This is a genomic window from Massilia sp. BGA-UO-ETr-WB1 (genome assembly GCF_059567845.1).
This window is the reverse complement of sequence record NZ_JCAQOT010000027.1, coordinates 435,212-451,783: the sequence shown is the minus strand read 5'-3', so window position 1 is coordinate 451,783 and position 16,572 is coordinate 435,212. Positions and strand designations below refer to the sequence as shown.

Genomic DNA, 16,572 nt, shown 5'->3' with positions numbered 1-16,572 from the left:
GAGTTGATCAGCCGCCATATACCGTGTCGGCCCGCTTGCAGAAGGAATCGACCATGCTATTGGCGATCATGCCGAACACCGGCCCCACCACCTGCTCCAGCAGGCGGCTGGAAAATTCGTAGTGCAGGTCCAGTTCGACCTTGCAGGCGTCCTCGCGCAGCGGCTTGAAGGTCCAGGTGCCGTCGAGGGTCTTGAAAGGACCGTCCACCAGCGTCATCTTCATGCTGGTGGACGGCGTATTCACGTTGGACGTGGTAAAACTCTGGTGGATGCCGTGATAATGGATGGCCAGGCTGGCCACCACGGTGTTTTCGCCGCGTTCGCGCACTTCGACGCCGCCACACCAAGGCAGAAATTTGGGATAATCTTCGACCGTGGCCACCAGCTCGAACATCTGTTCTGCGCTGTAGCCCAGGATAACCGACTTGTGCACTACTGCCATTGTGTTACCGTTTGCTATGATGTTGGTTTATCCGCGCTCCGCGCGCGGCGAAACCGTAGTTTAACCGACCCGCACTGTTTTACCCACCACCCATGACTATTGCCGATAACAAAAAAGCCTTTCACGATTTCTTCATCGAGGACCGCTATGAAGCGGGCCTGGTGCTCGAAGGCTGGGAAGTGAAGGCAATCCGCGACGCGCGCGTGCAGATCAAGGAGGCCTACGTCACCATCAAGGGCGACGAGCTGTTCCTGTTCGGCGCCCATATCAGCGCCCTGCCCACCGCGTCCACCCACATCAGCCCGGAAGCCGTGCGCACCCGCAAGCTGCTGCTGCACCGCGCCGAGCTGGACAAGCTGATCGGCAAGGCTACCCGCTCCGGCTACACGCTGGTGCCGCTCAACCTGCACTACAAGGGCGGCCGCGTGAAGTGCGAGATCGGCCTGGCAAAGGGCAAGAAGCAGCACGACAAGCGCGCCACCGAGAAGGACCGCGACGCCTCGCGCGAAGTGGCTTCCGCCATGAAACAGCACCGTCGTTAATTTGTCACTTCGGTGCCACTTCCTTCCGTGGGCGCGTCGATCTAGTTTCTATCTAGAAACTCCCATGGTAAACTGCCGTGGCAAGATACTTTAACGACGGCGAGGAAGAACATGGTGACGAAAACCGCAGCAATCCTGATATCCGGCGCACTGCTGGCCGGCTGCGCGGGCCAGCAGCTACCCCAGATTCCTCTGACTCCGTACAGCCCGGCGCCGGTCGCCAGCAACTTCCCCACCTCCAACCAGTACACGCTGCAGGCCGCCGCGCACTGGGGGGCCATCGCCCAGCATATCGAAAAAGGCCTGGCGGCGGACTTGAAGAAAAGCCCGCAGCGCCCCTTCTACATCGCCGAGCCGGCGCCGCAGGCCTCGCCGTTCCAGCGCGCGCTGGCCGCGCAGCTGGTGTCCGCGCTGGTGCGCGGCGGCCATGTCGTCTCGCGCACCCCGGCCGGTTCGTACAAGGTGGATATCGACGTGCAGGCCTATACCTTTGCGCCGGGCCGCCAGCAGTTCCGCTATCCCGGCGAACCCACCGTCCTCACCGCCGGCGTGCTGGCGCTGACCGCGCTGGAACCCGTGGTGGGCTTGCTGGCAGGCGTGGCCGCCTTCGACGCCTACCAGTACCAGCATTCCAAGTTCACGTCCGGCGTCACGCCGCAGACCGAGCTGCTGGTGACGGTGTCCGTGTCCGACCAGTACCGCTACTACGCGCGCAGCAGCTCGGCCTACTACGTGGCGGACAACGACCGCTCGCTGTACGGCATTGCGCCGGACGTGCCGGCGGAATCCAGACTCGTTAAAACGTACCAAGTAAAGGGTGACCGATAATGCGCTACCTCGCGCCGCTGTGCGCCTTGCTGCTGCTGGGCGCCTGTTCCAGCACCCCGCCCAAGGAAGAAACCAACTACGCCACGGTGTCGTCCAACCAGTTCATCGCCTCCAACTACAAAGCGGCCGACATGCTGCTGTCGCAGCTGAACGGCAAGCTGTTGGCGGACAAGCCGCTGATCATGGCCACCGTGGTCAACATCGACGCGCTGGAGCAGACCACCACGCTGGGCCGCCTGGTGTCCGAGCAGATCTCCACCCGCCTGTCTCAGGGCAATCTGAACATGGTGGAGATGAAGCTGCGTAACAACGTGTACCTGAAGCGCGGCCAGGGCGAGCTGATGCTGACCCGCGAAATCGGCCAGGTGGCGCAGACGCACAACGCGCAGGCCATCGTGGTGGGTTCCTATGCGGAGACCAGCGACATGGTGTTCGTGAACGTGAAAGTCATCCAGCCCAACACCAACTTCGTGCTGGCGGCGCATGACTTCGCGCTGGCCAAGGAAGGCATCGTGCGTTCGATGCTGATGCAGCACTAAACGCTGAACTGAACTTCAGGCACGGCTGGCCAGCAGCGCCAGCACCTGTTCGGCGGACGCGGTGACTTTCAGCGCCAGCAGATCGTCCGCCCGCGTCACGCCCGCATTGATGGCCGCAATCGGCTTGCCCGTTTCAGCGGCCAGCTTGCAGAAGCGGTAGCCCGAAAACACCATCAGCGACGACCCCACCACCAGCAGCGCATCGGCGTCCGCCATGGCGTGCAGGGCCGCCTCGGTGCGCGGCTTGGGAATGGTGTCGCCGAAGAACACCACGTCCGGCTGCAGCACACCGGCGCAGCGCGCGCAATGCGGCACATGGAAGTGCTCCAGCGCTTCCGGCTCCAGCTGCGCATCGCCGTCCGGCAGCCGCTGGGCGTCGCTATCGGCCAGTTGCGGATTCTCGCGCAACAGTTGCTGCTGGATGTCGGCGCGGGCGTATTGCGCGCGGCACGCCAGGCACACCACGCCGTGGATATTCCCGTGCAGTTCGATCAGGTTAAGGCTGCCCGCGCGCTGGTGCAGGCCATCGACGTTCTGCGTGATGACGGTGGCCACCCTGCCGCCATGCTCCAGCGCCGCCAGCGCGCGGTGGCCGTCGTTCGGCGCCGCCTGCGCCAGCGTGGGATAGCCCACCATGCTGCGCGCCCAGTAGCGGCGGCGCACCGCGCCCGAACGGCGGAACTCCGGTCCTTGCACGGGCGCGCGGCCGCGCCGCACGCCGTCCTTGTCGCGGTAATCGGGAATGCCGGAGGCGGTGCTCAAGCCGGCGCCGGTCAGCACCAGCACTTTGCGGTGGCGTCCCAGGAAGGCGCCCAGCTCCTCGGCGCCTGCGTGGGCTTCGTGTTCGGAAAAGATCTGCATGAGGCCATGCTAACCGAAAGCGGTTTACTTCGCCTGCGGGAAGCTGAAACCAGCCTGGTACTGGTGATAGCCGTCGAAGTCTTCCTTGCCCACGGGGACGCCGTGGCTGCGCAGAATGGCGTGCGCGGTCACCAGGTGGAAGAAGAAGTTCGGCAGCGCGTAGGAGACCACGTAGTCACGCCCTGAAAACACCGGCGACACCAGTCCGGCCGTGGTCACCACCTGCATGTTCTCGGCCGCGTCGATGCGGTCTTCCGGCACTTGCTCCAGGAAGTCCACGGTGGCGGCAATGCGGGCGCGCAGCTGGTCCCAGTCCTGGTCGCCCCCGCCCAGCACCGGCAGGTCGGCCTGCAGCAAGGGGCAGCAGGCGCGCACGGCGAAGCTGCACGCGGTGGTCACTTGCTGGGCAAAGGGAAACATCCCTTCGGCCAGCGCCACGCGCACCAGCGGCCGGCCGGTGCGCCGCTCATGGTTCTCGGCCACGCGCAGCGTGGCATGCAGCTGCTGCAGATAATGTATGAACACCGGCACGCTGGCCGTGTAAAGCGTGGTCCCCACGATAATCTCTGTTTTATTGACGACAAGCTACACTCTGCCATTGTGGAGAGGCAATAGCAATATCTCTGAGCACAAGCGTCGTTTTACAGTGTTATCAATGCGTTCATTTCTCCCCACTTATCGACCACGGTTTCCACAAAACCGAAGCTGGCATACAGATCTTTCGCGGCACTATTGTCGGGCTTATAAGAAATGGAGATGAATTTTGCGCCGGCGCGCGACGATATTTCTTTCAGCCCCAATCCCAGCGCGATGCGCCCATAACCCTTGCCCTGATGGCGGCGGTCCACCATGAAACGGTAGATGGAATAGCTGCCTGGCGCCTCTCCTTCCTCTTCCATCGACACATACATCAGGAAACCGATAACTTCTTCTTCCTTGTAAATGGCGCGGGTATGGAAGTTGGGATAGAAACTCGCCTGCGCAATCGAGTAGGCATTGCTGGCAATATAATCTTCCTGGTGTTTCAGTAATTCGAGATTGCAAACCCAATCCCAGTTTTCTTCGGTAACGGCACGTATGGTTATAGTCATATTGATGCGCTGATGCGCTGCTTCAGTTCTTCCACGGACGCGCGCCATTCTTCATAGTGCTCGCTGTCCTGCCATAGTTCGCGCAGCTCGGAGCGTTCGGACAGAATATGTTCGATGGCGCGCTGCGATTTTTCGATCAGGTCGGTGCGGCGCCTGGCGGCCTTCTTGCTGACCTCCGCCACCCAGGCATCCACGTCCTCCGTGTTCTCGTCGTCCTCGCCCGCCGTGCCGCGCTGGCCGTACAGGCGCGCCAGCACCTCGATGGCCGCCAGCCCTTCGGCCCCGAACGGCGCCTCCAGGTAATCGGCGCTGTCCGGCGACAGCACGTTGTTCAGCGTATCCTCGATAAAGAACAAGTCCTTCGATTCCTGCAAATCCTGCGCCCAATCCAGCGCGAAGTCATTGCCGAATGCGTCCACCGCCCAAGTACCCATATTAATCCTTTGAAAATTTGACGAGATAATACGCCCGCAGTCACCGCTACGCCAACAGGAAATCCGGCTCGCGCTGGAACAGGCCGGCGATCCAGTCGGCGAACACGCGCAGCTTGGGGGCGGCCATGCGGCCTTGCGGGTACAGCAACGAAATCGGCATGGGTGTGGGCGGCCACGCGGACAGCACTTGCACCAGTTCGCCGGCCTGCAGATGCGGGCGGGCCTGGTAGGCGCCCACCTGGGCCAGGCCCAGGCCCTGCAAGGCGCAGCTCAAATAGGCGTCGGCGTCGTTGACGGAGATGGCGCCCGCCATGTCCACCTTCATCACTTTGCCGTCCACCTGGAAATCCCAGTCGAAGGCGCGGCCGGTACGGCCGGAAAAGTGGATCACGCCACGGTGCGCGCGCAACTCGTCCAGGGTGCGCGGCACGCCGTGGCGCTCCAGGTAGGCCGGCGCGGCGCACGTGAGAAAACGCATGCTGCCGATCTGGCGGCCCACCAGCGACGAGTCCTGCAACTGGCCCACGCGCAGCGCGCAGTCGATGCCCTCCTGCACCACGTCCACGATGCGGTCGGTCAGGCTCAGCACCAGTTCCACTTCGGGATACGCCGCCGTGAACTCGGCCACGCGCGGCATCACCACGCGGCGGCCCAGCGTGCCCGGCAAGTCGATGCGCAGCTTGCCCTTCGGCTTGCCTGCGCTGGCGCCGCGAAAGTTCGCTTCCGCCGCCTCCACCGCGCCCAGGATCTCCACGCACTGGCGGAAATAGTCGGCGCCGTCCGGCGTCAGCGACAGGCGGCGCGTGGTGCGCTGCAGGAGCCTGGTGCCGAGGAAGGCTTCCAGGTTCTGCATGGTGGCCGTCAGCGCCGCGCGCGGCAGGTTCAGCGTTTCGGCCGCCTTGGTGAAGCTGTTCGCTTCCACAATGCGGACGAAGGTTTGCATGGCTTTCAGGCGGTCCATTGTTCACTCATTGCTCATTGATTGTTCAATTAATCCGAAAAGTGTATGAGGATTATGCCCTAATTATCTTCTTATGACTTCTCTCTAGAATGGCCTCATCGCATATCCATTCCGAGAGGCACATATGAACAAGGACATTTCAAAAGGCATGGTCTGGCTGCTGGCCATCGCCTGCGGGCTGATCGTGGCCAATCTGTACTACGCGCAAACGCTGGTGGGCCCGATCAGCGCCGCCACCGGGCTGTCGCCGCAAGCCGCCGGCCTGATCGTGACGCTGACGCAGGCCGGCTACGCAGTGGGACTGCTGTTCGTGGTGCCGCTGGGCGACCTGCTGGAGAACCGCAAGCTGGTGGTGGGCGCGCTGCTGTTCACGGCCGTGGCGCTGGCCGCCGCCGCCGCCAGCACCAGCGCCTGGGCCTTCCTTGCCGCCGCGCTGGCCATCGGCCTGGGTTCGGTCGCCGCGCAAGTGCTGGTGCCGTACGCGGCGCACCTGTCGCATGAAGCCACGCGCGGCCAGACCGTGGGCAAGGTCGTCAGCGGCCTGCTGATGGGCATCATGCTGGCGCGGCCCGTGGCCAGCCTGGTGGCGGACGCCAGCAGCTGGCACGTGGTCTTCGGCGGCGCCGCCGTCGCCACCGTGGTGCTGGCCGCCGTGCTGCGCCGCAAGCTGCCCGAGCGCGTGCCGTCGGCGCCCGTGCCGTACCGCGAGCTGATGACCTCGCTGTGGCAGCTGCTGCTGAGCCAGCCCGTGCTGCGCCGCCGCGCCGCCTACCATGCGGGCCTGTTCGGCGCCTTCAGCCTGTTCTGGACCGTGACGCCGATGATGCTGTCCACGCCCGCCTTCCACCTGTCGCAAAGCGGCGTGGCCGTATTCGCGCTGGTGGGCATGGCCGGCGCCATCGCCTCGCCCATCGCCGGCAAACTGGCGGACTCGGGCCACACGCTGATGGCCACCGCCGCCGCGCTGGCGCTGGGCGTGGCGGGCTTCCTGCTGCCGCTGTTCGCGCCGGACTCGCCGGCCATGCGCAACGTGGCGCTGGCCGTGCTGACGGTGGCCTCCATCGTACTGGACATGGGCGTGGCCGCCAACCTGGTGCTGGGCCAGCGCGCCATCTTCAGCCTGGGGGCGGAACTGCGCAGCCGCCTGAACGGGCTGTACTTCGCGCTGTTCTTCGCCGGCGGCGCACTGGGTTCGGCAGCGGGCGGCTGGGTCTACGCCAACTACGGCTGGCACGCCGCCCTGCTGACCGGCGCAGCCTTCCCCGGCCTGGCGCTGCTGTACTGGATGACCGAATACCTGGCAAGCCGCAGCGCCTCACGGCCGATTCATTACACGATGTAATAACAGTAGCTCCTGGCGCGATCTTTATCGGCATGGTTGTTGGAAGTAAAGTCCTTCTCACCAACAACCCAGCCCATCCATCAGGAGCTAGTCATGACCCAACAGCAAAAAACCATCATCGTCACCGGCGCGTCGCAAGGCATCGGCGCAGGCATCGTCGAAGCCTTCCTGGCGCGCGGCTACAACGTGGTCGCCACCTCGCGCAGCATCAGCCGGTCCGAGGCGTTCAAGCCTTCCGCCCACCTGGCGCTGGTCGATGGCGACATCGGCGAGCTGGCCACCGCCGTCAAGGTGGTAGCGGCGGCAGTGGAGCGCTTCGGCGGTATCGACGGGCTGGTGAACAACGCCGGCATCTTCATCGCCAAGCCCTTCCTCGACTACACCCCGGCCGACTTCGCCGCGCTGTCGCACACCAACCTGGAAGGCTACCTGTACATCAGCCAGCTGGTCATCAAGCAGATGCTGGCGCAGGAGCGCGGCGGCAGCATCGTCGGCATCTCCAGCACGCTGGTGGGCAGTCCGAACCGCGCCCTGACCGCCGCCGTGCCGATGATTACCAAGGGCGGCATCGAAGCCGTGACCCGCAGCCTGGCGTCCGAATTCGCGCCGCAAGGCATCCGCGTCAACGTGGTGGCGCCCGGCATTGTCGACACGCCGCTGACCAATGGCATTCCGTCCGACTTCCTCAAGTCGCTGGCGCCGAACAATTCCACCGCCAGCGTTGAGGACATCGCCCATGCCGTGGTATATCTGACGGAAGCCAAACAAGTCAGCGGCGAAGTGCTGCGCGTCGACGGCGGCGCCCACAACGGTAAATGGTAAGGAGAAGAACATGAAAAAAGGATACTGGATAGTCGCTTACCGGTCGATCTCGGACCAGGCGAAAATGAAGGCCTACGCGGAATTGGCGCAGGCGCCGATCGAGGCCGCCGGCGGCCGCGCGCTGGTGTTCAACAAGCGGCCGCAGGTGGAGGAAGACGGCATCGAGCAGCTCACCGTGCTGATCGAGTTTCCCAGCATTGAAGCGGCGCGCCAGGCGTACGACAGCCCGGCCTACGCGGCGGCGCTGGAAGCCTTGGGTGACGCCGCCGAACGCGACTTCCGCATCGTTGAAGGCTTATAGCTGAAGCCGAGCCAGGCCGGACACAAGCAGCCCGCCTGGCGTCTGACGCAGATCAATGTGCGTCGCGTTTAGCTGTTTGAATAAAGGTATATCATGAAACTCACCCGGATTTCCTATAGTTGCGGAAGCGAGGTTCATCATGAAACGCAAACAACAGCAGACAAGCGAAGAGGCCGAAATAGCCAAACTCTTTAGAAAACGCCCCGGCGAGCGGAGGGTGCATCCTCCGCCAAGCCGCGGCCGTATTCCGCCCGAGGTGATCAGGGCAGCGGTTGCAGCAGTGATTCTTGAACGGAACAAGCCCTGAGCCGCCCGATGGACTATGCGGCGAACGTCTTCATCAATTGTCCTTTTGACGCTGAGTACGAGCCGCTACGTAATGCCTTGGTGTTCGCCATATTCGACTGTGGTTTTATCCCTCGCTGTGCACTTGAGTACGTCAATAGCGGGGACGTCCGGTTCGAGAACATCAACCGGCAAATATATGAATCGAGATTTGGAATACACGACATCTCCAGAACCGAACTTGACAGCGTCAACGGCCTGCCACGCTTCAACATGCCTCTGGAACTGGGGGTGTTTATAGGTGCGGCGCGGTACGGTGGTCCAAACCAGAAAAACAAGAGCCTGCTTATCCTGGACACCGAACAGCATCGATACCAGAAATTCATATCGGACATTGCCGGTCAGGACATCCGTGCTCACGCCAGCAGCGCCACCTCGGTTATCAAGCACGTCCGCAACTGGCTAAGCTGCGAATCGAAGAGGAGAGACGTGCCCGGTGGCGACCATATAGCACTGCGCTATGCTCGGTTCATGCTGGAGCTGCCCGAAATGTGCCGAAAGGCGCGTGTTGATCCGATTGAACTTATCTACAGCGACTACACCGCGTTCGTCTCCGATTGGGTGGCGGGCACATCTCACGCTTAGCCCTTTCTATTTAGTTTGCGTCTTCACCACCTGCATCGCGGTGGCGATCAGGCCGCTCATGTCGCCCAGGTTGGCGGGGACGATGAGCGAGTTGTTGGTCCGGGCCAGCTCGGCGAAGGCTTCCACGTATTTCTCGGCCACTTTCAGATTCACCGCGTCCGAGCCGCCCGGCGACTGGATGGCGGCGCCCACTTCGCGCAGCGCGCCTGCCGTGGCGTCGGCAATCGCCGTGATGGCGGCCGCTTCGCCCTGAGCGCGGTTGATGGCGGCCTGCTTTTCGCCTTCGGAGCGCGCAATCGACGCTTCCCGTTCGCCGGTGGCGATGTTGATCTGCTCCTGCTTGCGGCCTTCGGAGGCGGCGATCAGCGCGCGCTTGCTGCGCTCGGCCGTGATCTGCGCCTGCATGGCGTGCAGGATCTCGGTCGGCGGCGTCAGGTCCTTGATCTCGTAGCGCAGCACTTTCACGCCCCAGTTGGCGGCCGATTCGTCGATGGCGTTGACGATGGCGGTATTGATGTGCTCGCGCTCTTCAAAGGTCTTGTCCAGTTCCATGCGGCCGATCACCGAGCGCAAGGTGGTCTGCGCCAGTTGCGTAATGGCGGCGATGTAGTTGGACGAGCCGTAGGACGCGCGCATGGCGTCGGTGATCTGGAAGTACAGGATGCCGTCCACCTGCAGCTGCGTGTTGTCCTTGGTGATGCAGACCTGCGGCGGCACGTCGAGCGGAATTTCCTTGAGCACGTGCTTGTAGGCGATGCGGTCCACGAAGGGCACCACGATGTTCAGGCCGGGCCCCAGCGTGGCGTGGTACTTGCCGAGCCGCTCCACTACCCAGGCGTGCTGCTGCGGCACGACGTTGATGGTCTTGAAGACGAATACCAGCGCCAGGATGAAGATGACGAAGCTGACGTTGCCGATGCCGATTTCCATAAGATTCTCCACGTTTTGTCTGTTCTTTCAGGGTTCAGGCGCCGACGATCAGCCGGCTGCCGCGTACTTCGCGTATGGTGTACAGGCCCGGCGCGGGCAGCGCGGACGCGCCCGGCGCCAGTTCCACGTCCCACAGCGCGCCGCGGTACATCACGCGCGCCGTGCCGTCCTGCCAGGCCGGCACGCTGACGGTCTGGCCGATATCCATGTTCACGTTCGGGTCCACCGCCGCGTCCACGCCACTGCGCTTGCCGTACTTGCTGCGGTACAGCAGCCCGGTGGCCAGCACGCCCACCACCGCCGCCGTCACCGTCTGCACCGGCCCGGACGCGCCGCCGAACGCCACCGCCGCGCCCGCCGCCAGCCCGACCGCGATCATCAGCAGGTAGAAGGTGCCGGTCAGCAACTCCAACACCACCAGCACGCCTGCGGCCAATAGCCACATGCTCCAGTCAGACATGATGCCTCCTCGTTGTGAAAAATAAAAAACCCCCGCTGCCTGCGAAGGCGACGAGGGTTCTTGCTGCAATGTGTAAGGTTTTGATGATTTTTTGCTAAACGTTCCAATAGCTCCAGTCTAACTCAAATCACCCTTACGTCAACTTGTTTTATTGCAATGCTGCCAGTTTCTGCCAGGTATCGATGACCGAGTCCGGGTTCAGCGACATCGATTCGATGCCCTGTTCCATCAGCCACACGGCCAGCTCAGGGTGGTCCGAAGGGCCCTGGCCGCAGATGCCGATGTACTTGCCCTGCTTCAGGCACGCCTGGATGGCCATCTGCAGCAGCGCCTGCACGGCAGGATCGCGCTCGTCGAAGTCGGCCGCCAGCAGTTCCATGCCGGAATCGCGGTCCAGGCCCAGGGTCAGCTGGGTCAGGTCGTTGGAACCGATCGAGAAGCCGTCGAAGAACTCCAGGAAGCGGTCGGCCAGCACCGCGTTCGACGGCACTTCGCACATCATGATCAGGCGCAGGCCGTTTTCGCCGCGCTGCAGGCCGTTCTTGGCCAGCAGGTTGACCACTTTCTCAGCCTGGCCCAGGGTGCGCACGAACGGCACCATGATCTCGACGTTGGTCAGGCCCATGTCGTTGCGCACGCGCTTCATGGCCAGGCATTCCATTTCGAATGCGCCGGCGAAGTCGGCCGACAGGTAGCGCGCCGCGCCGCGGAAGCCCAGCATCGGGTTTTCCTCGTCCGGCTCGTAGCGCGAACCGCCGATCAGCTTCTTGTACTCGTTCGACTTGAAGTCGGACATGCGCACGATCACCTTCTTCGGCCAGAACGCGGCGGCGATGGTGGCGATGCCCTCGGCCAGCTTGTCCACGTAGAACGCCTTCGGCGAAGCGTGGCCGCGCGCCACCGACTCCACGGCCTTCTTCAGGTCGGCGTCGATGTTCGGGTATTCCAGGATGGCTTTCGGGTGCACGCCGATGTTGTTGTTGATGATGAACTCCAGGCGGGCCAGGCCCACACCGGCGTTCGGCACCGACTGGAAATCGAAGGCCAGCTGCGGGTTGCCCACGTTCAGCATGATCTTGGTTTTCAGCGGCGGCAGTTCGCCGCGCGCCACTTCCGACACTTCGGTTTCCAGCAGGCCGTCGTAGATCTTGCCCTCGTCGCCCTCGGCGCAGGACACGGTGACGAAGGTGCCGTCTTTCAGGATCTCGGTCGCGTCGCCGCAGCCGACAACGGCAGGCACGCCCAGCTCACGCGCGATGATCGCCGCGTGGCAGGTACGGCCGCCACGGTTGGTGACGATGGCGGAAGCGCGCTTCATGACCGGTTCCCAGTTCGGGTCGGTCATGTCGGCCACCAGCACGTCGCCCGGCTGCACGCGTTCCATTTCGGATGGGTCGGAAATCACGCGGACCGGGCCGGCGCCGATCTTCTGGCCGATGGCGCGGCCGGAGGTCAGCACGGTGCCGGTTGACTTCAGCTTGAAGCGCTGCTGCGCGTCGGTCGATTTCTGCTGCGACTTCACGGTTTCCGGACGCGCCTGCAGGATGTACAGCTTGCCGTCGCGGCCGTCCTTGCCCCACTCGATGTCCATCGGACGCTGGTAGTGGTTCTCGATGATGACGGCGTACTTCGCCAGCTCGACGATTTCCTCGTCGTTCAGCGAGTAGCGGTTGCGCATTTCGATCGGCACGTCCACGGTCTTGACGGAACGGCCGGCTTTCGCTTCGGCGGTGAATTCCATCTTGATCAGCTTGGAGCCGATGTTGCGGCGGATCACCGGCGACTTGCCCTGCTCCAGCATCGGCTTGTGCACGTAGAACTCGTCCGGGTTGACCGCGCCCTGCACCACCGTTTCGCCCAGGCCGTAGCTGGAGGTGATGAAGACCACGTCCTTGAAGCCGGATTCGGTGTCGATGGTAAACATCACGCCCGCCGCGCCCACGTCCGAGCGCACCATGCGCTGCACGCCGGCCGACAGCGCCACTTCGGCGTGCGTGAAGCCTTTGTGCACGCGGTAGGAGATGGCGCGGTCGTTGTACAGGGAAGCGAACACGTGCTTCATGGCGTCCAGCACGTTTTCAATGCCGACCACGTTCAGGAAGGATTCCTGCTGGCCCGCGAAGGACGCGTCCGGCAAGTCTTCGGCGGTGGCGGAGGAGCGCACGGCGAAGGACATTTCGGTTTCGGAATCGGCCACCAGGCGCGCGTAGAATTCCTCGATTTCAGCCTGCAGGCGAGGCTGGAACGGGGTTTCCACGATCCATTGGCGGATTTCGGCGCCGGCTTGCGCCAGCGAGCGCACGTCGTCGATGTTCAAGCCGTCCAGGCGGTCGGCGATGCGCTGGGCCAGCGGCTTGCCGCCGGCAACGCTGTGCGACAGGAAGTCGCGGAAGGCCTGGGCCGTGGTGGCGAAGCCGCCCGGAACCCGGACCCCGGCGCCAGCCAGCTGGCTGATCATCTCGCCCAGGGAGGCGTTCTTGCCGCCGACGGACTCGACATCCGTCATGCGCAAGTTCTCAAACGAAGCGACATAAACGGCATCGCCGTTCTGCTGCTCCTTCAGTGCTGCGTTAGTCATAGTGACACCTTTACTGATGATAGAAATCTTTACGCAGGCTGGCCGATATTGATTCTTGTTATTCTTAGCATCGTGCAGCACAATCTTACCGTTGCTGTGCATTCTACAGCCTGCGGCGCAAATTGACGATTCACAACATAGCTCTAAGCACTCCCTCATGACACAAGAACAACGTCCGCCCCTCCCCGCCGCCGCGCGCACCGTGTTTTTCGTCTCCGACGGCACCGGTATCACTGCGGAAACCTTCGGCCATTCCGTGCTGACGCAGTTCGAATTGCGCTTCCGCCAGATCCGTTTGCCGTTTATCGACACGCTGGACAAGGCATATGACGCGGCCCGCAAGATTAATGAAGCGGCCGCCACCGACGGCCAGCGGCCGATTATCTTTTCCACGCTGGTGAAAACGGAATTGTCGGAAGTGATCCGCAAATGCAATGGCATGCATATGGACCTGATCCAGACTTTCGTGGCGCCGCTGGAGCAGGAATTGGGCGTGATGTCGACGCACACCATCGGCCGTTCGCACAATATCGTGGACAGCGAGGAATACAAGAACCGCATCGAGGCGATTAACTTCTCATTGGCGCATGATGACGGACAGTCGCACAAGAACCTGTCGTCGGCGGATGTGATCCTGGTCGGCGTGTCGCGTTCGGGCAAGACGCCCACCAGCCTGTATCTGGCGATGCAGTACGGCATCAAGGCGGCCAACTACCCGCTGATCCCGGACGATTTCGAGCGCGGCAAGCTGCCGTCCTCGCTGTACCAGTTCAAATCGAAGATTTTCGGGCTGACCATCACCCCGGAGCGGCTGGCCGAGATCCGCAACGAGCGCCGCGCCGGCAGCAAGTACGCGTCCATCGAGAACTGCCGCTACGAGGTGAACGAGGCGGAAATGATGATGAAGCGGGAAGGCATCCGCTGGCTGTCCTCGACCACCAAGTCGATCGAGGAGATTTCGACCACGATTTTGCAGGAAATCAAGCCGAACCGGCGCGAGTACTGACCTCCACCCGCGCCGCCTGCCGGCGGCGCGTCAGCAAATACACCAGCGGGGCGAACGAGCCCAGCGTCAGGGTGGCCACGATCCAGGGCCATGGGTTGCGCCCCGTCGCCCTGGCGTCCTTCCATATCCACGTCAGCACCAGCACCAGCGCTATGGCCAGGTCGGCCAGCACCTGCATGCCGGCCCAGGTGCGGAACTGCACTTCCCAGATGCCGAAATAGCCGTGCTGCAGCAGCGCCGGCAGACTCAGGGCGCTGAACAAAACCAGGACGACGGTAATCAGGGTACGCTGCATGATGATTCCTTTCAAGGTGTGAATGCCCATTATCGGCATCGCCGTTTCGACGCGCCATTACCTGCAAGGTAATGCTCCCGCGCCGCCCTCCCCGGTTAGAATGGGCCGCATGAATAATTCAACTTTCGGCGAACATTTGCGCGAGTGGCGCCAAATGCGGCATCTCAGCCAGCAGGGCCTGGCGGAATGCGCGGACCTCTCGCCCCGCCATTTAAGCTTCCTGGAAACCGGCCGCTCCAGTCCCAGCCGCGAAATGGTGCTGCGCCTTTCGGACCGGTTGAACATTCCGCCGAGGGAGCGCAATACCATTTTGGAGGCGGCCGGCTTTGCGCCGATGTATAAAATCAGCGCGCTGGACGCGCCCGAAATGCAGGCGGCCAGGCATTCGCTCGATATTGTTTTAAAGAGCCATATGCCGAATCCATGCCTGGTGATGAATGGCCGCTACGAAATTGTTGCGATGAACCAGGCGGTGGGCGTGTCGTTGCGCGGGGCCAATCCCGCCTTCCTGGCGGAGCCGGTCAACGTTGTGAAATTCAGCCTGCATCCGGATGGATTAGGTTCCAGCATCATCAATTACACGCAATGGCGAACGCATATATTGGAGCGCCTCAACCGGCAGCTGGAATCAACCGGCGATCCTTATTTGAAATCGCTTATTGCCGAAGTGGAGGACTATCCGCTGCCAGCACTGCGGAACGATGCTGCCGGCCAGGAATATGACCCTCTCGGCGTATTATTGCCGCTGCGCCTGAGAAGCCCTCTCGGCATATTAAGCTTCATCAGCACGGTTACCATCTTCGGCACGCCGCACGATATAACGCTGAAGGAACTGGCCATCGAGACATTCTTCCCCGCCGACGATTTCACGGCAGCCGAACTCGCGCGCCAGTCTGCAGAAACGCCGCCCTCGTGCCCGATACCAGCTTGATCGCGCCAATAACTGGCATGGCCTGCCTATGAAACAACAGCGGCCGCATCTCTGCGGCCGCTGTTGAAAGTAGATTCCGATTAAAAGAACTGGCGCCAGTCGTTCAGCCAGTCCGGGAATTCTTCGACCGGCATCGGCTTGGCAATGTAATAGCCCTGCGCATAAGTGCAACCCAGGCCTTGCAGAAAATCCCAATCCTGTTTGGTTTCCACGCCTACCGCCACCGAACGGCGGTCCAGGCTGCGCGCCAGGCCGAGGCAGGATTTTAATACCGTGCTGATGGCGCGCCGGCGCGATGCGCCGTCGACGAAACTGCGGTCTATTTTCAATTCGGTAAATGGCACCGCCGCCAGCAATTGCAGATTCGAACGGCCGGTGCCGTAATCGTCAATCGCCAAACCGAATCCCTGCATGCGCAAACGCAGCAGCCTTTCCAGGAAATGCGGTTCGGCAGACAGCACCGCCGATTCCGTCATTTCAAAAGTAATATAATCAGCCAATATACGGTGGCGTTCCAGGCAGGCGCCGATCTGCGCCATGAATTGCGGATGCGCCAGCGTGGCCTGGTCCACATTAATCGACACCGAAATCGGAATGCCTTTATCGTGCAGCGCGCGGCAGGCGGCCACCGATTTCTCTATCATGCTCCAGTCGAGAAAATCGATGCGTTTATTTTCCTCCAGCGCGCGCATGAATGCGGCCGGGCCCAAAACGCCGTGTTCCGGATGCCGCCAGCGGGCGAACATTTCCAGCCCTTTCACCAGGCCGGTTTCCAGTTCGATTTTAGGCTGAAAGAATGGATCGAATTCGCGCGCCTGCAATCCGCGTCCCACTTCGGCAAAACTGAATACCGGCCCGGGATTGGCGCCGGCAACGGCGCGCGCTCCCTGGTAATTGCTGATTAAGGTCTGCAGGCGCTGCTCGCCCACCGGTTTGGCAATGGCGCCGAGTAAATCCACGCCATAAGCCTGAGCCATGGTTTCAATCGAAAACAGCACGTCTGATTTTTGAGCACCGGCAACGATAATACCGGCGCGGCTGCCTGCTTCGGCCAGGCGGCGTATCAATTCCAGCGCGTCGATGCCCGGCAGCGCCAGGTCGAGGATGGCGATATTCACCGCCGGCACGAAGTCCGCGCTCAGGTGGCGCAGCACGCCGTGGCCGTCCGGAGCGTCGACAACCTGGGCCGCGCCAAGGCGGCGCAGCATGTCCACCAGCGCCTGGCGCTGGCCAGGATCCCCTTCCGCTACCAGAAACTGCAACTGCGCGATGTCCATGC

General features: G+C 62.5%; 21 protein-coding genes. 10 read left to right on the top strand and 11 right to left on the bottom strand.

The genetic code is table 11. From position 1 onward, the window contains the following. Positions 1-7: 7 nt before the first annotated feature. Complete coding sequence (locus AC56DV_RS29030) at positions 8-442, bottom strand: type II toxin-antitoxin system RatA family toxin (protein ID WP_496317679.1); 435 nt, start codon at positions 440-442, stop codon at positions 8-10. Positions 443-534: 92 nt separating this feature from the next. Between AC56DV_RS29030 and smpB the strand changes: the two genes are divergently transcribed. The 3 genes from smpB (at position 535) to AC56DV_RS29015 (ending at position 2,351) form a co-directional block, all read left to right on the top strand. Then, positions 535-984, top strand: coding sequence for an SsrA-binding protein SmpB (gene smpB / locus AC56DV_RS29025; RefSeq protein WP_057157190.1), 450 nt, complete (start codon positions 535-537; stop codon positions 982-984). A gap of 111 nt (positions 985-1,095) precedes the next feature. Continuing rightward, the gene (locus AC56DV_RS29020; RefSeq protein ID WP_496317678.1) at positions 1,096-1,812 is read left to right on the top strand and encodes a hypothetical protein; all 717 of its coding nucleotides are present in this window, start codon (positions 1,096-1,098) and stop codon (positions 1,810-1,812) included. After that, entirely contained in the window at positions 1,812-2,351 is a 540-nt protein-coding gene (locus AC56DV_RS29015) for a FlgO family outer membrane protein (protein ID WP_496317677.1), read from the top strand. Before AC56DV_RS29020 ends, AC56DV_RS29015 begins: the two co-directional genes overlap by 1 nt. A gap of 15 nt (positions 2,352-2,366) precedes the next feature. Here the strand turns inward: AC56DV_RS29015 and AC56DV_RS29010 are convergent, their stop codons facing one another. The 5 genes from AC56DV_RS29010 to AC56DV_RS28990 form a co-directional block, all read right to left on the bottom strand. After that, on the bottom strand, positions 2,367-3,212 hold the full coding sequence (locus AC56DV_RS29010; protein WP_496317676.1) for an NAD-dependent protein deacetylase: 846 nt from the start codon (positions 3,210-3,212) through the stop codon (positions 2,367-2,369). Between the two features lie 24 nt (positions 3,213-3,236). Next, positions 3,237-3,770, bottom strand: coding sequence for a DUF1993 domain-containing protein (locus AC56DV_RS29005; protein WP_496317675.1), 534 nt, complete (start codon positions 3,768-3,770; stop codon positions 3,237-3,239). A gap of 83 nt (positions 3,771-3,853) precedes the next feature. Further along, the gene (locus tag AC56DV_RS29000) at positions 3,854-4,303 is read right to left on the bottom strand and encodes a GNAT family N-acetyltransferase (RefSeq protein WP_496317674.1); all 450 of its coding nucleotides are present in this window, start codon (positions 4,301-4,303) and stop codon (positions 3,854-3,856) included. Then, positions 4,300-4,737: a DUF4259 domain-containing protein gene (locus AC56DV_RS28995; RefSeq protein WP_496317673.1), complete on the bottom strand. Its 438-nt coding sequence runs from the start codon at positions 4,735-4,737 to the stop codon at positions 4,300-4,302. The genes AC56DV_RS29000 and AC56DV_RS28995 overlap by 4 nt, the downstream gene beginning before the upstream one ends. 46 nt (positions 4,738-4,783) lie before the next feature. Continuing rightward, positions 4,784-5,698 (bottom strand): LysR family transcriptional regulator, encoded by a 915-nt coding sequence (locus AC56DV_RS28990; RefSeq protein WP_496317672.1) that lies wholly within the window; start codon positions 5,696-5,698, stop codon positions 4,784-4,786. Positions 5,699-5,822: 124 nt separating this feature from the next. Here AC56DV_RS28990 and AC56DV_RS28985 point away from each other — a divergent pair, with 124 nt between their 5' ends. From AC56DV_RS28985 to AC56DV_RS28965, 5 genes are all read left to right on the top strand, one after another. Further along, the gene (locus tag AC56DV_RS28985; protein WP_496317671.1) at positions 5,823-7,040 is read left to right on the top strand and encodes an MFS transporter; all 1,218 of its coding nucleotides are present in this window, start codon (positions 5,823-5,825) and stop codon (positions 7,038-7,040) included. Positions 7,041-7,133: 93 nt separating this feature from the next. Continuing rightward, positions 7,134-7,862, top strand: a complete 729-nt coding sequence (locus AC56DV_RS28980; protein WP_496317670.1) for an SDR family NAD(P)-dependent oxidoreductase — start codon at positions 7,134-7,136, stop codon at positions 7,860-7,862. A gap of 10 nt (positions 7,863-7,872) precedes the next feature. Then, entirely contained in the window at positions 7,873-8,163 is a 291-nt protein-coding gene (locus AC56DV_RS28975; protein WP_496317669.1) for a DUF1330 domain-containing protein, read from the top strand. Positions 8,164-8,302: 139 nt separating this feature from the next. Beyond that, on the top strand, positions 8,303-8,470 hold the full coding sequence (locus tag AC56DV_RS28970; protein ID WP_496317668.1) for a hypothetical protein: 168 nt from the start codon (positions 8,303-8,305) through the stop codon (positions 8,468-8,470). An 8-nt stretch (positions 8,471-8,478) separates the two neighbouring features. Next, positions 8,479-9,093 (top strand): hypothetical protein, encoded by a 615-nt coding sequence (locus AC56DV_RS28965; protein WP_496317667.1) that lies wholly within the window; start codon positions 8,479-8,481, stop codon positions 9,091-9,093. A 6-nt stretch (positions 9,094-9,099) separates the two neighbouring features. On the opposite strand, the gene AC56DV_RS28960 is transcribed toward AC56DV_RS28965, so the two are convergent. The 3 genes from AC56DV_RS28960 to ppsA form a co-directional block, all read right to left on the bottom strand. Next, positions 9,100-10,023 (bottom strand): SPFH domain-containing protein, encoded by a 924-nt coding sequence (locus AC56DV_RS28960; protein WP_496317666.1) that lies wholly within the window; start codon positions 10,021-10,023, stop codon positions 9,100-9,102. Between the two features lie 34 nt (positions 10,024-10,057). After that, on the bottom strand, positions 10,058-10,483 hold the full coding sequence (locus AC56DV_RS28955; RefSeq protein WP_496317665.1) for an NfeD family protein: 426 nt from the start codon (positions 10,481-10,483) through the stop codon (positions 10,058-10,060). A gap of 148 nt (positions 10,484-10,631) precedes the next feature. Beyond that, positions 10,632-13,061: a phosphoenolpyruvate synthase gene (gene ppsA / locus AC56DV_RS28950; protein ID WP_496317664.1), complete on the bottom strand. Its 2,430-nt coding sequence runs from the start codon at positions 13,059-13,061 to the stop codon at positions 10,632-10,634. A gap of 157 nt (positions 13,062-13,218) precedes the next feature. On the opposite strand from ppsA, the gene ppsR reads away from it, so the two are divergent. Then, positions 13,219-14,067 (top strand): posphoenolpyruvate synthetase regulatory kinase/phosphorylase PpsR, encoded by an 849-nt coding sequence (gene ppsR, locus AC56DV_RS28945; RefSeq protein WP_057157175.1) that lies wholly within the window; start codon positions 13,219-13,221, stop codon positions 14,065-14,067. Here ppsR and AC56DV_RS28940 read toward each other — a convergent pair. After that, a complete protein-coding gene (locus AC56DV_RS28940; RefSeq protein WP_496317663.1) occupies positions 14,042-14,362 on the bottom strand; it encodes a DUF2834 domain-containing protein in 321 nt (106 codons plus the stop codon). The two genes, ppsR and AC56DV_RS28940, sit on opposite strands and share 26 nt — an antisense overlap. A 22-nt stretch (positions 14,363-14,384) precedes the next feature. Between AC56DV_RS28940 and AC56DV_RS28935 the strand changes: the two genes are divergently transcribed. After that, entirely contained in the window at positions 14,385-15,293 is a 909-nt protein-coding gene (locus tag AC56DV_RS28935) for a helix-turn-helix domain-containing protein (protein ID WP_496317662.1), read from the top strand. A gap of 80 nt (positions 15,294-15,373) precedes the next feature. Here AC56DV_RS28935 and AC56DV_RS28930 read toward each other — a convergent pair whose 3' ends face one another. Then, positions 15,374-16,570, bottom strand: coding sequence for an EAL domain-containing response regulator (locus AC56DV_RS28930; protein ID WP_496317661.1), 1,197 nt, complete (start codon positions 16,568-16,570; stop codon positions 15,374-15,376). Positions 16,571-16,572: the final 2 nt, after the last annotated feature.

Excerpts from the sequence above, each read along its gene's own strand:
- AC56DV_RS28935 (WP_496317662.1), top strand. The coding sequence starts at position 14,385 with ATGCCCATTATCGGCATCGCCGTTTCGACGCGCCATTACCTGCAAGGT.
- AC56DV_RS28980 (WP_496317670.1), top strand. The coding sequence starts at position 7,134 with ATGACCCAACAGCAAAAAACCATCATCGTCACCGGCGCGTCGCAAGGC.
- ppsA (WP_496317664.1), bottom strand. The coding sequence starts at position 13,061 with ATGACTAACGCAGCACTGAAGGAGCAGCAGAACGGCGATGCCGTTTAT.
- AC56DV_RS28930 (WP_496317661.1), bottom strand. The coding sequence starts at position 16,570 with ATGGACATCGCGCAGTTGCAGTTTCTGGTAGCGGAAGGGGATCCTGGC.
- AC56DV_RS28970 (WP_496317668.1), top strand. The coding sequence starts at position 8,303 with ATGAAACGCAAACAACAGCAGACAAGCGAAGAGGCCGAAATAGCCAAA.
- smpB (WP_057157190.1), top strand. The coding sequence starts at position 535 with ATGACTATTGCCGATAACAAAAAAGCCTTTCACGATTTCTTCATCGAG.
- AC56DV_RS28995 (WP_496317673.1), bottom strand. The coding sequence starts at position 4,737 with ATGGGTACTTGGGCGGTGGACGCATTCGGCAATGACTTCGCGCTGGAT.
- AC56DV_RS28990 (WP_496317672.1), bottom strand. The coding sequence starts at position 5,698 with ATGGACCGCCTGAAAGCCATGCAAACCTTCGTCCGCATTGTGGAAGCG.
- AC56DV_RS29020 (WP_496317678.1), top strand. The coding sequence starts at position 1,096 with ATGGTGACGAAAACCGCAGCAATCCTGATATCCGGCGCACTGCTGGCC.
- AC56DV_RS28955 (WP_496317665.1), bottom strand. The coding sequence starts at position 10,483 with ATGTCTGACTGGAGCATGTGGCTATTGGCCGCAGGCGTGCTGGTGGTG.
- AC56DV_RS29010 (WP_496317676.1), bottom strand. The coding sequence starts at position 3,212 with ATGCAGATCTTTTCCGAACACGAAGCCCACGCAGGCGCCGAGGAGCTG.
- AC56DV_RS28960 (WP_496317666.1), bottom strand. The coding sequence starts at position 10,023 with ATGGAAATCGGCATCGGCAACGTCAGCTTCGTCATCTTCATCCTGGCG.
- ppsR (WP_057157175.1), top strand. The coding sequence starts at position 13,219 with ATGACACAAGAACAACGTCCGCCCCTCCCCGCCGCCGCGCGCACCGTG.
- AC56DV_RS28965 (WP_496317667.1), top strand. The coding sequence starts at position 8,479 with ATGGACTATGCGGCGAACGTCTTCATCAATTGTCCTTTTGACGCTGAG.
- AC56DV_RS28985 (WP_496317671.1), top strand. The coding sequence starts at position 5,823 with ATGAACAAGGACATTTCAAAAGGCATGGTCTGGCTGCTGGCCATCGCC.
- AC56DV_RS28975 (WP_496317669.1), top strand. The coding sequence starts at position 7,873 with ATGAAAAAAGGATACTGGATAGTCGCTTACCGGTCGATCTCGGACCAG.
- AC56DV_RS29030 (WP_496317679.1), bottom strand. The coding sequence starts at position 442 with ATGGCAGTAGTGCACAAGTCGGTTATCCTGGGCTACAGCGCAGAACAG.
- AC56DV_RS29015 (WP_496317677.1), top strand. The coding sequence starts at position 1,812 with ATGCGCTACCTCGCGCCGCTGTGCGCCTTGCTGCTGCTGGGCGCCTGT.
- AC56DV_RS28940 (WP_496317663.1), bottom strand. The coding sequence starts at position 14,362 with ATGCAGCGTACCCTGATTACCGTCGTCCTGGTTTTGTTCAGCGCCCTG.
- AC56DV_RS29000 (WP_496317674.1), bottom strand. The coding sequence starts at position 4,303 with ATGACTATAACCATACGTGCCGTTACCGAAGAAAACTGGGATTGGGTT.